This is a genomic window from Citrobacter sp. Awk 4 (genome assembly GCF_028069725.1).
Taxonomy (GTDB): domain Bacteria; phylum Pseudomonadota; class Gammaproteobacteria; order Enterobacterales; family Enterobacteriaceae; genus Citrobacter_D.
In genome coordinates this window covers 1-14835 of the sequence record NZ_JANEWG010000005.1, presented here as the reverse complement: position 1 = coordinate 14835, position 14835 = coordinate 1, and the positions used below count along the sequence as shown (strand labels likewise).

Below are 14835 nucleotides of genomic sequence, written 5' to 3'. Positions count from 1 at the left end.
CCGCACCTAAACAGTGCGGGCTTTTTTTTCGACCAAAGGTAACGAGGTAACAACAATGCGAGTGTTGAAGTTCGGTGGTACATCAGTGGCAAATGCAGAACGCTTTCTGCGAGTTGCCGATATTCTGGAAAGCAATGCCAGGCAGGGGCAGGTCGCAACCGTGCTTTCTGCCCCTGCGAAAATTACTAACCATCTGGTGGCGATGATTGAAAAAACCATCGGAGGTCAGGATGCTTTACCCAATATCAGCGATGCCGAACGCATCTTTTCCGAACTTCTGACGGGACTCGCTGCCGCGCAGCCGGACTTTCCGTTGACGCAATTGAAAGCCTTTGTCGAACAAGAGCTTGCGCAGATCAAACATGTGCTGCATGGCATCAGCCTGCTAGGGCAGTGCCCGGACAGCATCAATGCCGCGCTCATCTGCCGTGGTGAAAAAATGTCGATCGCCATTATGGCAGGCTTGCTGGAAGCACGTGGCCACGGCGTAACAGTCATTGATCCGGTTGAGAAGTTACTGGCGGTTGGGCATTACCTCGAGTCTACCGTCGATATCGCTGAATCCACGCGTCGTATTGCTGCCGGACGTATCCCCGCAGACCATATGGTGCTGATGGCCGGTTTTACCGCCGGGAATGATAAAGGTGAGCTGGTCGTGCTGGGGCGTAACGGCTCTGACTATTCGGCTGCCGTTCTGGCTGCCTGTTTACGTGCGGATTGTTGTGAAATTTGGACTGACGTTGATGGCGTGTATACCTGCGATCCTCGCCAGGTTCCGGATGCCAGGTTGCTGAAATCGATGTCTTATCAGGAAGCCATGGAGCTCTCCTACTTCGGCGCCAAAGTTCTCCACCCTCGCACGATTACCCCCATTGCTCAGTTCCAGATCCCATGCCTGATTAAAAATACCGGAAACCCGCAAGCGCCCGGTACGCTGATTGGCGCCAGTTGCGATGATGACAATCTGCCGGTGAAAGGGATCTCGAATCTTAACAACATGGCGATGTTCAGTGTTTCCGGTCCGGGGATGAAGGGGATGGTGGGAATGGCGGCGCGCGTGTTTGCCGCCATGTCTCGCGCCGGTATTTCGGTCGTCCTGATCACGCAGTCCTCTTCTGAGTACAGCATCAGTTTCTGTGTGCCGCAGGGTGACAGTGCGCGAGCTCAACGTGCGATGCAGGATGAGTTCTACCTGGAGCTGAAAGAAGGTTTGCTGGAGCCGTTGGCGGTGACTGACCATCTGGCCATCATCTCTGTGGTGGGAGATGGCATGCGTACGCTGCGTGGCATTTCGGCAAAATTCTTCGCTGCACTGGCGCGCGCCAACATCAATATTGTCGCTATTGCGCAAGGCTCTTCCGAGCGCTCTATTTCTGTCGTGGTCAACAATGACGATGCAACCACCGGTGTCCGCGTAACACACCAGATGCTGTTCAATACCGATCAGGTCATTGAAGTGTTTGTCATCGGTGTGGGCGGCGTCGGCGGCGCGTTACTGGAACAGCTCAAACGCCAGCAGAGCTGGCTGAAGAATAAACATATCGATCTGCGCGTTTGCGGTGTGGCGAACTCAAAGGCGCTGCTGACCAACGTGCATGGGTTGAATCTGGAAAACTGGCAGGCGGAACTGGCGGAAGCGAAAGAACCCTTCAACTTAGGCCGTTTAATTCGCCTGGTGAAGGAATATCACCTGCTCAACCCAGTCATTGTGGATTGCACCTCCAGCCAGGCCGTTGCGGATCAATACGCCGACTTCCTGCGCGAAGGTTTCCATGTGGTGACGCCAAACAAGAAAGCGAACACCTCGTCGATGGATTACTACCATCAACTGCGTTATGCCGCAGAAAAATCGCGGCGCAAATTTTTATATGACACCAACGTTGGCGCGGGTCTGCCGGTGATTGAAAACCTGCAAAACCTGCTTAACGCGGGCGACGAGCTGCAAAAATTCTCCGGTATTCTCTCCGGCTCACTCTCTTTTATCTTCGGTAAACTGGATGAAGGGATGAGCCTCTCACAGGCCACCACGCAGGCCCGTGAGATGGGCTATACCGAACCCGATCCGCGCGACGATCTCTCGGGGATGGATGTTGCACGCAAGCTACTGATCCTCGCCCGTGAAACGGGGCGGGCGCTGGAGCTTTCCGATATTGTGATCGAGCCGGTGTTACCAGAAGGGTTTGATGACTCTGGTGATGTCGCGACGTTTATGACGAATCTGCCGCAGCTTGATGACGTCTTTGCGGCACGCGTGGCGAAAGCCCGTGATGAGGGCAAAGTGTTGCGCTACGTGGGCAACATTGAAGAGGACGGCGTTTGTCGCGTGAAGATTGCCGAAGTGGATGGCAACGATCCTCTGTTCAAAGTGAAAAACGGCGAAAACGCGCTGGCGTTCTACAGCCACTATTATCAACCGCTGCCGCTGGTATTGCGTGGTTACGGTGCGGGCAACGACGTCACGGCGGCGGGGGTCTTTGCCGATCTCCTGCGTACCCTCTCATGGAAGTTAGGAGTTTAAGATGGTGAAAGTTTATGCTCCGGCTTCCAGCGCCAATATGAGCGTCGGGTTTGATGTCCTTGGGGCGGCCGTGACGCCCGTTGATGGTTCGCTGCTGGGAGATGTGGTCACCGTTGAAGCGTCGGACAGCTTTCGTCTGGAAAATCGGGGGCACTTTGCTGACAAATTGCCGCCAGAGCCGCGTGAAAATATTGTCTACCAGTGTTGGGAGCGTTTTTGCCAGGAACTTGGCAAGCAAATCCCGGTGGCGATGACGCTGGAAAAGAACATGCCGATAGGTTCCGGGCTAGGTTCCAGCGCCTGTTCCGTCGTTGCTGCGCTGGTGGCGATGAACGAACACTGCGGTAAACCGCTGAACGATACGCGACTGCTGGCCATTATGGGGGAGCTGGAAGGACGTATCTCCGGCAGCATTCATTACGATAATGTCGCGCCCTGTTTTCTGGGCGGCATGCAGTTGATGATTGAAGAAAACGGCATCATTAGCCAACAGGTGCCAGGCTTTGATGAGTGGCTATGGGTACTTGCCTATCCGGGGATCAAAGTGTCCACGGCGGAAGCCCGTGCGATCTTACCCGCGCAGTACCGTCGTCAGGATTGCATTGCCCACGGACGACACCTGGCTGGATTTATTCATGCCTGTTATTCCCGTCAGCCGCAGCTGGCTGCAAAGCTGATGAAAGATGTGATCGCTGAACCTTATCGCGCGCGTCTGCTGCCGGGGTTTAGCCAGGCACGTCAGGCGGTGGCGGAGATCGGTGCGCTGGCCAGCGGTATTTCCGGGTCCGGACCGACGCTGTTCGCGCTGTGTGATAAACCGGATACCGCTCAACGCGTAGCGGATTGGCTGACTAAACACTACCTGCAAAATCAGGAAGGCTTTGTTCATATTTGCCGTCTGGATACGGCGGGCGCACGAGTACTGGGATAATCAATGAAACTCTACAATTTAAAAGATCACAATGAGCAGGTCAGCTTTGCGCAGGCCGTCACGCAGGGACTGGGCAAAAATCAGGGATTGTTCTTTCCACATGAACTCCCGGAATTTAGCCTGACCGAGATTGATGAGATGCTGAACCAGGACTTCGTTGTCCGCAGCGCTAAGATCCTCTCGGCATTTATCGGCGATGAGATCCCGCAGGAGATCCTTGAAGAGCGTGTACGCTCCGCGTTTGCGTTCCCGGCACCGGTGGCACAGGTAGAAAGTGATGTCGGCTGTCTGGAGCTGTTTCACGGACCCACCCTGGCATTTAAAGACTTCGGCGGGCGTTTTATGGCGCAGATGCTGACGCATATCAGCGGCGATAAACCGGTCACCATCCTGACGGCGACCTCCGGGGATACCGGTGCGGCAGTGGCTCACGCCTTCTATGGCCTGAAAAACGTGCGTGTCGTTATTCTCTACCCACGCGGTAAGATCAGCCCATTGCAGGAAAAACTGTTCTGTACCCTTGGCGGCAACATTGAAACCGTGGCGATCGACGGTGATTTTGATGCCTGTCAGGCACTGGTGAAACAGGCGTTTGATGATGAAGCGCTGAAGCAGGCACTGGGACTGAACTCGGCCAACTCTATTAACATTAGCCGTCTGTTAGCGCAGATTTGTTACTACTTCGAAGCGGTTGCACAGTTGCCGCAAGAGGCACGTAATCAACTGGTGGTTTCTGTTCCCAGCGGTAACTTCGGCGATCTGACTGCCGGCCTGCTGGCGAAATCGCTCGGTCTGCCGGTGAAGCGTTTTATCGCCGCAACCAACGTGAATGACACGGTACCGCGCTTCCTGCATGACGGGCAGTGGGCGCCTAAGACGACGCAGGCGACGTTGTCGAATGCCATGGATGTCAGTCAACCGAACAACTGGCCGCGTGTAGAGGAGTTGTTCCGTCGTAAGATTTGGCGTCTGAACGAACTGGGTTATGCGGCGGTGGACGACGCGACGACGCAAGAAACGATGCGTGAGTTAAAAGCGGTGGGTTACACCTCAGAACCGCACGCAGCGGTGGCTTATCGTGCGTTGCGTGATCAACTGCACCCTGGCGAGTATGGTTTGTTCCTGGGGACCGCGCATCCGGCAAAATTTAAGGAGAGCGTAGAAGCGATTCTCGGCGAAACGCTGGATCTGCCAAAAGAGCTGGCGGACCGCGCGGATCTGCCGCTGCTTTCTCATCATCTGCCCGCCGATTTCGCGGCGTTACGTCAGTTGATGATGACACGCAGCTAGTTGCTGTGCCGGATAGCGACGCTGATGCGTCTTATCCGGCATACTTTAGTTACTGCTCGTGGCGTTTAAACACCAGTTCACCCTGTCCAGACGCTTCTTCATCAAAGAAATAACCTTCGCTGTTAAACCCGGTAAGTTGTTCCGGTGTCGTCAGGCGATTTTCAATAATGTAGCGGCTCATCAGACCGCGCGCTTTTTTGGCGTAGAAACTGATGACCTTGAACTTGCCGTTTTTCTCATCAAGGAAAACCGGTTTGATAAGTTCGGCGTTCAGTTTCTTCGGCTTCACTGATTTAAAGTATTCGTCTGACGCCAGGTTGATAACCACCTGATCACCTTGTGCTTTCAGGGCTTCATTGAGCTTTTCAGTGATGGTATCGCCCCAGAATTGGTAGAGGTCTTTCCCTTTCGCGTTTTCAAGGCGAATCCCCATTTCCAGTCGATAAGGTTGCATCAAATCCAGCGGGCGCAAAACGCCATACAAGCCGGAGAGCATGCGTAAATGTTGCTGGGCGAAGTCAAAATCCGCATCGCTGAAGGTTTCCGCGCGCAGTCCGGTGTAGACATCCCCTTTGAACGCGAGAATGGCCTGACGCGCATTCTCGGGGGTGAAGTTGGGTTGCCAGTCGTGAAAGCGGGTGGCATTGAGGTCGGCCAGCTTGTCGCTTACCCCCATCAGTTTACCAATCTGTGGCGCAGAGAGTTTACGCGCTTCGCGGATAAGCTGCTGGGAGTGATCCAGCAACTCGGGCAGGGTATGACGCGTAGTCGCCAGCGGGCTCTGATAATCGAGCGTTTTTGCAGGTGAAATGAGAATCAGCATATCCAGTCCTTGCGGGAAATTTACTGCGACTTTAGCAAAAAAAACGACAGAATTGATCGATGGTTGCGATTACCTTGTGTCATCCCGATCGTCCTGTGTCTCTTCCCAGCTCCCCGGTGCCAGCTGTTGGCTGATATCAGGATAACGTAGAGGATCAAATACAGGCTGTACGCCGAGTTTACGCTGACGCAGGTAATCTCCCGCCAGGGTATACACCACCGGAGAAAGTAACAAAATTGCCGTCAGGTTGGTGATCGCCATGCAGGCCATAATGATGTCGGCCAGTTGCCATACCACGGGCAGGCTCAGCAGCGTTCCCAGGACAACGATACCGACGGTGGTTATACGCAAAATCCAGATATTCCGGGCATTGTTCAGTTGAAGAAAAATCAGGTTATTTTCGGCGTAAATATAGTTGGCGACGATCGAGCTGAAGGCAAACAGCACCACAATCAACGCGACGAATCCAGCTCCCCATTCTCCGGCCAATGAGGTCATTGCCCGCTGAACAAGCTGAATACCTTCGGTTGGCATATAAGCGGTGCCGTGGTCAGCCAGTAAAATGATCATGGCGCTGGCCGTACAAATAATCACCGTGTCGGTAAACACACCGAACATTTGCACAATGCCTTGTGCGGCAGGATGGGGAGGCCATGATGCCGCCGCTGCTGCGGCGTTAGGCGTAGATCCCATACCGGCTTCATTCGAGAACATGCCCCGCTGAAATCCACTGGTAATGGCCTGGCTGAGCGTATAGCCAGCGACTCCAGCAGTTGCTTCCTGCCAGCCGAAGGCACTCTTCACAATAGCGGTAATGACGCCGGGGAGTTGGTCTATATGCCAGACACAGATCGTCACACTGGCGGTCAGCCACAGCACGGCCATTACGGGGACGAACCACTGCATGATCCGTGCGACACTTTTGATTCCACGGATGATCACCAGCAATGCCAGAGACGCGAGTGCCAGACCGGAATAGAGGGGGGGGATGTCAAAGGCAAAATTCAGTGCCCGCGCAACAGAGTTTGCCTGGACGCTGTTAAAAATAATACCGTAAGCAATGAGTAAGAAGATGGCAAAGATAACGCCCATCCAACGCATGCCGAGCCCTCGCGCCATATACCAGGCGGGACCGCCGCGAAACTGGCCTTTACTGTCGCGTTCTTTATAGAGTTGGGCGAGCGAGCATTCAGCAAAGGATGTCGCCATACCGACTAGCGCTGACACCCACATCCAGAATACTGCGCCGGGGCCGCCTGCGGTGATTGCGACAGCGACGCCCGCTAAATTACCGCTGCCAATACGGGCGGCAAGACTGGTGCACAGTGCCTGAAATGACGTTAAGCCGCCGGGTTGTGGGGTAAGGCTATTTTTCAGACTTTTGCCAAACTGGCGAAGATAGCGAAATTGAACGAGCCCGGTACGGTAAGTGAACCAACATCCTGCGCCAAAGAGCAGGTAGATCATCACCGATCCCCAAAGTACGTCATTAATAAATGATAAAAAATCAGGCATTAACATCCCTCTTGTTGATGCCGGTACGTTTCGATTTCTCTGTGTAAGCGTTACCAATTCCTATGCAGTATATACCCTACAAGATGATTGATAACAGAATCCTATGATACACAAGAGCGTGGTCAGCAATGCCGCGCAGGGTCAATGTCGTGTTAAAAACCGCATCGGGCGGTTAACCGTGTTGTCTTCGGTTGCGATGTCAGTACGTCGTGTTATCATCAGGGCAGACCGGTTACATCCCCCTAACAAGCTGTTTAAAGAGAAACACTATCATGACGGACAAATTGACCTCCCTTCGTCAGTTCACTACCGTGGTGGCTGACACCGGAGACATCGCGGCAATGAAGCTGTACCAGCCGCAGGATGCCACAACTAACCCTTCTCTCATTCTGAATGCAGCGCAAATCCCGGAATACCGTAAGCTGATTGACGACGCCGTTGCCTGGGCTAAACAGCAGAGTAACGATCGCGCACAGCAAGTGGTTGATGCAACCGACAAGCTGGCGGTGAATATTGGTCTGGAGATCCTGAAACTGGTCCCTGGCCGTATCTCTACCGAAGTTGACGCGCGTCTGTCTTACGACACCGAAGCGTCTATCGCGAAAGCTAAACGTCTGATCAAACTCTACAACGATGCGGGTATCAGCAACGATCGTATTCTGATCAAACTGGCTTCCACCTGGCAGGGTATTCGTGCTGCGGAGCAGCTGGAAAAAGAAGGCATCAACTGTAACCTGACTCTGCTGTTCTCCTTCGCGCAGGCGCGTGCATGCGCAGAAGCAGGCGTGTACCTGATTTCTCCGTTCGTTGGCCGTATTCTTGACTGGTATAAAACCAATACCGACAAAAAAGAGTACGCACCGGCTGAAGATCCAGGCGTGGTTTCTGTCACGGAAATCTACGAGTACTACAAACAGCACGGTTACGAAACCGTTGTGATGGGCGCAAGCTTCCGCAACATGGGTGAAATTCTGGAGCTGGCGGGTTGCGATCGCCTGACTATCGCGCCTGCACTGCTGAAAGAGCTGGCTGAAAGCGAAGGCGCCGTTGAGCGTAAACTGTCCTTCTCTGGCGAAGTGAAAGCGCGTCCGGAACGCATCACTGAGTCTGAATTCCTGTGGCAGCACAACCAGGACCCAATGGCTGTAGACAAACTGGCGGATGGTATCCGTAAGTTTGCGGTAGACCAGGGGAAACTGGAAAAAATGATCGGCGACCTGCTGTAATCATTTTTAGCGTGGCTCTGATACGGGTCACGCTAACCTCTTCTGAAACCTGTCTGTCCATCCTTCCACAGTGTATCATTCTGTTTAACGAGACTGTTTAAACGGAATAATCATGAACACCTTACGTATTGGCTTAGTTTCCATCTCAGACCGCGCCTCCAGCGGTGTTTATCAGGACAAAGGTATCCCGGCTCTGGAAGAGTGGCTGGCGGCCGCCCTGACGACTCCTTTTGAAGTTGAAACCCGGCTGATACCGGATGAACAGGCGATTATTGAACAAACGCTGTGTGAACTGGTCGACGAGATGAGTTGCCACCTGGTGCTGACGACAGGTGGAACCGGACCTGCGCGCCGCGATGTGACGCCAGATGCGACGCTCGCCGTCGCTGACCGGGAAATGCCCGGTTTTGGCGAACAGATGCGCCAGATCAGCCTGCACTTTGTGCCAACAGCGATTCTTTCTCGCCAGGTGGGCGTTATTCGCAAACAGGCGTTGATCCTCAATTTGCCTGGACAACCTAAATCCATCAAAGAAACGCTGGAAGGGGTGAAAGATGCAGACGGCAAAGCGCTGGTGGCGGGGATTTTTGCCAGTGTACCGTATTGTATACAGCTTCTGGATGGCCCGTATGTGGAAACAGCACCCGAAGTGGTAGCATCATTCCGCCCGAAAAGCGCTATTCGCGATACAAATACCTGAAGTTAACCGTTTCATGACATAAGCGGTGAAGTGAGTGGAGTATTGAATTGTTTACGATATAGTAATTTTTGATTTACATATATCGCTAAATAAAATCAATTACTCCACTTTATTCATGGTTTGCTATGTCACAACACACACGACCTCTGAATCGTCAGGATTATAAAACCCTTACGCTCGCCGCTCTCGGTGGTGCGCTTGAGTTTTATGACTTCATTATTTTTGTCTTCTTCGCGGCTGTCGTTGGCGAACTGTTTTTCCCTGCTGATATCCCGGAATGGCTCCGTCAGGTGCAAACCTTTGGCATCTTTGCTGCCGGTTATCTGGCGCGTCCACTGGGGGGCATCATCATGGCGCATTTTGGCGACAGGGTGGGGCGTAAAAAAATGTTCACCCTGAGCATTTTGCTGATGGCCGTGCCGACGCTGGCGATAGGTCTGTTACCTACCTTTTCCTCCCTGGGGATTCTGGCGCCGTTGCTGCTGTTGCTGATGCGCATTTTGCAGGGGGCGGCCATTGGCGGTGAAGTCCCTGGCGCGTGGGTGTTTGTGGCGGAACATGTGCCTGAACGTCGGATAGGGATCGCCTGTGGGACGTTGACCGCGGGATTGACGGTGGGGATCCTGCTCGGCTCTGTCGTTGCCACGCTGATTAACACCAGCATGACTCAACAGGCAGTACACGATTATGGCTGGCGTATTCCCTTCCTGCTCGGCGGTGTTTTCGGCTTTGTGGCGATGTATCTACGTCGCTGGTTACAGGAAACGCCCATCTTCCTCGAAATGCAGCGTCGTAAAGCGCTGGCGCAGGAGCTTCCGGTAAAATCCGTTGTGGTTAACCACCGAAAAGCGGTGGTGGTCTCGATGCTGCTGACCTGGCTTTTGTCGGCAGGTATTGTGGTAGTGATTTTGATGTCGCCCGTCTGGCTGCAAAAACAGTACGGCTTTGCGCCAGCCCTGACCCTGCAGGCAAACAGCATCGCGACCATCATGCTGTGTGTGGGATGTTTGCTGGCTGGATTGGCCGCCGATCGTTTTGGTGCCAGTAAGACCTTCATTGTGGGGAGTCTGCTGCTGGCCTGCTCAAGCTGGCTCTTTTATCACTTATCAGGCGCGCATCCGGAGCAACTCTTCTTCCTCTATGGCGTTGTCGGGTTGTGTGTCGGTGTGGTAGGGGCGGTGCCCTATGTCATGGTCAGAGCTTTCCCGGCGGAGGTTCGCTTCACCGGTATTTCATTTTCTTACAATGTCTCGTATGCGATTTTTGGGGGACTGACGCCGATTTTCGTCACTGTGCTGATGGGCATTTCGCCGATGGCACCTGCCTGGTATGTGCTGGCGTTATCGCTGATAGGGCTGGGATTAGGAATGTGGCTGCGTCAGGATATTTATTACCGTGATATCCATGAAGCGGCAAAACTGCAATAAGAGTAAAAAAATATCCCCCCGGTCGGGGGGATATCAAAAAATTAGTGCGCTTCGCCGATAGGCAGAATGGTGCGCCCAAACTGTTCGTTCAGCACTTCGCCCATGGCCAGATAGATGGCGCTGGAACCGCAAACTAAGCCCACCCAGCCTGCAAAGTGGATCACCGCTGCATTACCGCCGATGTTGCCGACAGCCAGCAGAGCAAACAGCACTGTCAGACTCAGGAAGACAAACTGCAGTGCACGGTTGCCTTTCAGCGTACCGAAGAACATGAACAGCGTGAACACGCCCCACAGTCCCAAATAGACGCCCAGGAACTGTGTATTAGGTGCATCTGTCAGACCCATTTTCGGCATTAACAGGATCGCGACCAGTGTCAGCCAGAAGGAGCCGTAAGAGGTGAATGCGGTTAAGCCGAAGGTGTTGCCTTTCTTGTATTCCAGCAGACCGGCAAAGATTTGCGCGATACCGCCGTAGAAAATCCCCATCGCGAGAATAATACCGTCAAGAGCAAATAAACCCACGTTATGCAGGTTAAGCAGAATGGTGGTCATGCCGAAACCCATCAGGCCCAGCGGCGCCGGATTAGCCAACTTAGTGTTGCCCATAATTCCTCAAAATCATCATTGATTGAATGGTGAAATAGTTTCCCCGAAAAAGCAGTATGAGTTCGGGGCGCGGCATAATAATCATGGGGATGGGGGCTGTCTATGATCTATCATGGGTAAAACGAAGTATTTTTACTCAAGTGCGCGTTTTACTTTTGAGTGACGCCGATCACACCGCGTTTACACCGTTTATGTCGCACTCATTGGCCCATCGAAAAGAGACAGAGAGACTGCGCTTTTCGTGAGGGACAGTCTGGATTTCGGTCTTATAAAGGTGCCAGAAAAGGGATAAAAGCACTTTTCTGGTCGAGGTACAGTCGTCTTATTATGCTTTTTGCGTATTTATTTTCTCTTCGCAGTAAAAAAAATTTTCATGCCCCCCTTGATGACGTGGGTTACGACCCCATCTTGTAGTCAACCGCAGTGAGTGAGTCTGAAAAAAAACGATTCAGGGTAGTTGAAACCGCACGTTTCGCCCTTATTACAGATTCACAACCACATGATGACCGAATTTTTAGTGGAGACGTTTAGATGGGTAAAATTATTGGTATCGACCTGGGTACTACCAACTCTTGTGTAGCGATTATGGATGGAACTCAAGCACGTGTGCTGGAGAATGCCGAGGGCGATCGCACCACGCCTTCTATCATTGCTTATACCCAGGATGGTGAAACTCTGGTTGGTCAGCCGGCTAAACGTCAGGCAGTGACAAACCCGCAAAACACTCTGTTTGCGATTAAACGCCTGATTGGCCGCCGCTTCCAGGACGAAGAAGTACAGCGTGATGAAGCCATCATGCCGTACAAAATCATCGGTGCTGACAACGGTGATGCATGGATTGATGTTAAAGGTCAGAAAATGGCACCGCCGCAGATCTCTGCTGAAGTGCTGAAGAAAATGAAGAAAACGGCTGAAGATTATCTGGGCGAGCCAGTAACTGAAGCGGTTATCACTGTACCTGCATACTTCAACGATGCTCAGCGTCAGGCAACCAAAGACGCTGGCCGTATCGCAGGTCTGGAAGTCAAACGTATCATCAACGAACCGACAGCAGCAGCGCTGGCTTACGGCCTGGATAAAGAAGTCGGCAACCGTACTATCGCGGTATATGACCTCGGTGGCGGTACTTTTGATATCTCTATTATCGAAATCGACGAAGTTGATGGCGAAAAAACCTTCGAAGTACTGGCAACCAATGGTGATACTCACCTCGGTGGTGAAGACTTCGACAGCCGTATGATCAACTATCTGGTTGACGAATTTAAGAAAGATCAGGGCATTGACCTGCGTAACGACCCGCTGGCAATGCAGCGCCTGAAAGAAGCCGCAGAAAAAGCGAAAATCGAACTGTCTTCTGCGCAGCAGACCGACGTGAACCTGCCGTACATCACTGCAGACGCGACCGGTCCGAAACACATGAACATCAAAGTGACCCGTGCGAAACTGGAAAGCCTGGTCGAAGACCTGGTAAACCGTTCTATCGAGCCGCTGAAAGTTGCTCTGCAGGATGCTGGCCTGTCTGTTTCTGACGTTCAGGACGTTATCCTGGTGGGTGGTCAGACGCGTATGCCAATGGTTCAGAAGAAAGTGGCTGAATTCTTCGGTAAAGAACCGCGTAAAGACGTTAACCCGGACGAAGCGGTTGCAATCGGTGCTGCTGTTCAGGGTGGTGTATTGACCGGTGATGTGAAAGACGTGCTGCTGCTGGACGTTACCCCGCTGTCTCTGGGTATCGAAACCATGGGCGGCGTGATGACTCCGCTGATCGCTAAAAACACCACCATCCCGACCAAGCACAGCCAGGTGTTCTCTACCGCTGAAGACAACCAGTCTGCGGTAACCATCCATGTGCTGCAGGGTGAACGTAAACGAGCCGCTGATAACAAAGATCTGGGTCAGTTTAACCTGGATGGCATCAGCCCGGCACCGCGCGGTATGCCGCAGATCGAAGTGACCTTCGATATTGATGCCGATGGTATCCTGCACGTTTCCGCGAAAGACAAAAACAGCGGTAAAGAGCAGAAGATCACCATCAAAGCGTCTTCTGGTCTGAACGAAGAAGAAATTCAGAAAATGGTTCGCGAAGCAGAAGCGAACGCAGAATCTGACCGTAAGTTTGAAGAGCTGGTTCAGACCCGTAACCAGGGTGACCATCTGCTGCACAGCACGCGTAAGCAGGTTGAAGAAGCAGGCGATAAATTGCCGGCTGACGACAAAACTGCCATCGAGTCCGCTCTGACTGCGCTGGAAGCATCTTTGAAAGGTGAAGACAAAGCAGACATCGAAGCAAAAATGCAGGCGCTGGCTCAGGTTTCCCAGAAACTGATGGAAATCGCTCAGCAGCAGCATGCACAGCAACAGGCTGGTTCAGCTGATGCTTCCGCAAACAATGCGAAAGATGATGATGTTGTCGACGCTGAGTTTGAAGAAGTGAAAGACAAAAAATAATCGCCCTTTGATTGGGTAATTACTGACACGGGCGAAGAGGTTTCCTCTCCGCCCGTTTATGCATGTTAAGGGCAGATAAAAAGAGATGGCTAAGCAAGACTATTACGAGATTTTAGGCGTTTCCAAATCAGCGGAAGAGCGTGAAATCAAAAAGGCCTACAAGCGCCTGGCCATGAAATTTCACCCGGACCGTAACCAGGGTGATAAAGAGGCCGAAGCCAAATTCAAAGAGATCAAAGAAGCCTATGAGGTCCTGACCGATGCACAAAAACGTGCGGCTTACGATCAGTACGGCCATGCTGCGTTTGAGCAAGGCGGTATGGGCGGCGGCGGCGGTTTTGGCGGCGGGGCTGACTTCAGCGATATCTTTGGTGACGTGTTTGGCGATATCTTTGGCGGTGGTCGTGGCCGTCAGCGCGCCTCACGTGGTGCTGATTTACGTTACAACATGGATCTCACTCTGGAAGAAGCCGTGCGTGGCGTCACCAAAGAGATCCGGATCCCGACGCTGGAAGAGTGTGATATTTGCCACGGCAGCGGCGCGAAATCAGGTACTAAACCGCAGACCTGTCCAACCTGTCACGGTTCTGGCCAGGTACAGATGCGTCAGGGCTTTTTCGCTGTACAGCAGACCTGTCCGCACTGTCAGGGCCGCGGTACGCTGATCAAAGATCCGTGTAACAAATGCCACGGTCATGGTCGCGTTGAGAAAAGTAAAACGCTGTCCGTTAAAATCCCGGCAGGCGTGGATACTGGCGATCGCATTCGTCTTTCTGGTGAAGGTGAAGCCGGTGAGCATGGCGCGCCAGCAGGTGATCTGTACGTTCAGGTGCAGGTAAAACAGCACCCGATTTTCGAGCGTGAAGGTAACAACCTGTATTGTGAAGTACCAATCAACTTCGCAATGGCGGCGCTTGGCGGTGAGATTGAAGTCCCAACGCTGGATGGCCGCGTGAAGCTGAAGGTGCCTGGCGAAACGCAGACCGGCAAATTGTTCCGTATGCGCGGCAAAGGCGTGAAGTCTGTACGCGGTGGCGCACAGGGTGATTTACTCTGCCGCGTTGTCGTCGAAACGCCGGTTGGCCTGAATGACAAACAGAAGCAACTTTTGCAAGATCTTCAGGATAGCTTTGGTGGCCCAACGGGCGAGAAAAACAGCCCGCGTTCAAAAAGCTTTTTCGATGGCGTGAAAAAATTCTTCGATGATTTGACTCGCTAGTTGCTTGCATGAGATCGAACCAGGGCCTGAGGTTGAAAAATCTCAGGCCTTTTTTATTCAACGTATTCCTATATTTCGGCAAGGCGTAAGGCTTCATTGTCTCGTTAAAACCGAATTGTTAATCATAAAT

11 protein-coding genes and 1 other annotated feature (1 of these 12 only partly in view) are annotated in these 14835 nt (G+C 52.7%); of the genes, 8 read left to right on the top strand and 3 right to left on the bottom strand.

Going from position 1 to position 14835, the window contains the following annotated elements; all coding sequences use genetic code 11:
* Positions 1 to 30, top strand: a sequence feature (Thr leader region); it begins 91 nt to the left of the window's first position.
* 25 nt (positions 31 to 55) lie between these two features.
* The 3 genes from thrA to thrC are packed head-to-tail and all read left to right on the top strand — an operon-like array spanning position 56 to position 4739.
* Positions 56 to 2518, top strand: a complete 2463-nt coding sequence (thrA, locus tag NNO04_RS02875; RefSeq protein WP_271443404.1) for a bifunctional aspartate kinase/homoserine dehydrogenase I — start codon at positions 56 to 58, stop codon at positions 2516 to 2518.
* 1 nt (position 2519) lies between these two features.
* A complete protein-coding gene (gene thrB, locus NNO04_RS02870) occupies positions 2520 to 3449 on the top strand; it encodes a homoserine kinase (RefSeq protein WP_271443403.1) in 930 nt (309 codons plus the stop codon).
* A 3-nt stretch (positions 3450 to 3452) separates the two neighbouring features.
* Positions 3453 to 4739 carry a threonine synthase gene (gene thrC / locus NNO04_RS02865; RefSeq protein WP_192611002.1) on the top strand — a complete coding sequence of 429 codons (1287 nt, stop codon included), beginning with the start codon at positions 3453 to 3455 and terminating at the stop codon, positions 4737 to 4739.
* Positions 4740 to 4788: 49 nt separating this feature from the next.
* Here the strand turns inward: thrC and yaaA are convergent, their stop codons facing one another.
* Together yaaA and NNO04_RS02855 are read right to left on the bottom strand one after the other, a co-directional pair.
* Positions 4789 to 5562 carry a peroxide stress protein YaaA gene (gene yaaA / locus NNO04_RS02860; protein ID WP_271443402.1) on the bottom strand — a complete coding sequence of 258 codons (774 nt, stop codon included), beginning with the start codon at positions 5560 to 5562 and terminating at the stop codon, positions 4789 to 4791.
* Positions 5563 to 5631: 69 nt separating this feature from the next.
* Entirely contained in the window at positions 5632 to 7077 is a 1446-nt protein-coding gene (locus NNO04_RS02855) for an alanine/glycine:cation symporter family protein (RefSeq protein WP_271443401.1), read from the bottom strand.
* A 272-nt stretch (positions 7078 to 7349) separates the two neighbouring features.
* Between NNO04_RS02855 and tal the strand changes: the two genes are divergently transcribed.
* From tal to NNO04_RS02840, 3 genes are all read left to right on the top strand, one after another.
* On the top strand, positions 7350 to 8303 hold the full coding sequence (tal, locus tag NNO04_RS02850) for a transaldolase (protein WP_192611005.1): 954 nt from the start codon (positions 7350 to 7352) through the stop codon (positions 8301 to 8303).
* A 112-nt stretch (positions 8304 to 8415) separates the two neighbouring features.
* Positions 8416 to 9003 carry a molybdopterin adenylyltransferase gene (gene mog, locus NNO04_RS02845; RefSeq protein ID WP_271443400.1) on the top strand — a complete coding sequence of 196 codons (588 nt, stop codon included), beginning with the start codon at positions 8416 to 8418 and terminating at the stop codon, positions 9001 to 9003.
* Between the two features lie 125 nt (positions 9004 to 9128).
* A complete protein-coding gene (locus NNO04_RS02840; RefSeq protein ID WP_271443399.1) occupies positions 9129 to 10430 on the top strand; it encodes an MFS transporter in 1302 nt (433 codons plus the stop codon).
* A 41-nt stretch (positions 10431 to 10471) separates the two neighbouring features.
* On the opposite strand, the gene satP is transcribed toward NNO04_RS02840, so the two are convergent.
* Positions 10472 to 11038 (bottom strand): acetate uptake transporter, encoded by a 567-nt coding sequence (gene satP / locus NNO04_RS02835; protein ID WP_271443398.1) that lies wholly within the window; start codon positions 11036 to 11038, stop codon positions 10472 to 10474.
* 531 nt (positions 11039 to 11569) lie between these two features.
* Between satP and dnaK the strand changes: the two genes are divergently transcribed.
* Together dnaK and dnaJ are read left to right on the top strand one after the other, a co-directional pair.
* Complete coding sequence (gene dnaK, locus NNO04_RS02830; protein ID WP_162380858.1) at positions 11570 to 13486, top strand: molecular chaperone DnaK; 1917 nt, start codon at positions 11570 to 11572, stop codon at positions 13484 to 13486.
* An 85-nt stretch (positions 13487 to 13571) separates the two neighbouring features.
* The gene (gene dnaJ, locus NNO04_RS02825; RefSeq protein ID WP_271443397.1) at positions 13572 to 14705 is read left to right on the top strand and encodes a molecular chaperone DnaJ; all 1134 of its coding nucleotides are present in this window, start codon (positions 13572 to 13574) and stop codon (positions 14703 to 14705) included.
* Positions 14706 to 14835 lie beyond the last annotated feature (130 nt).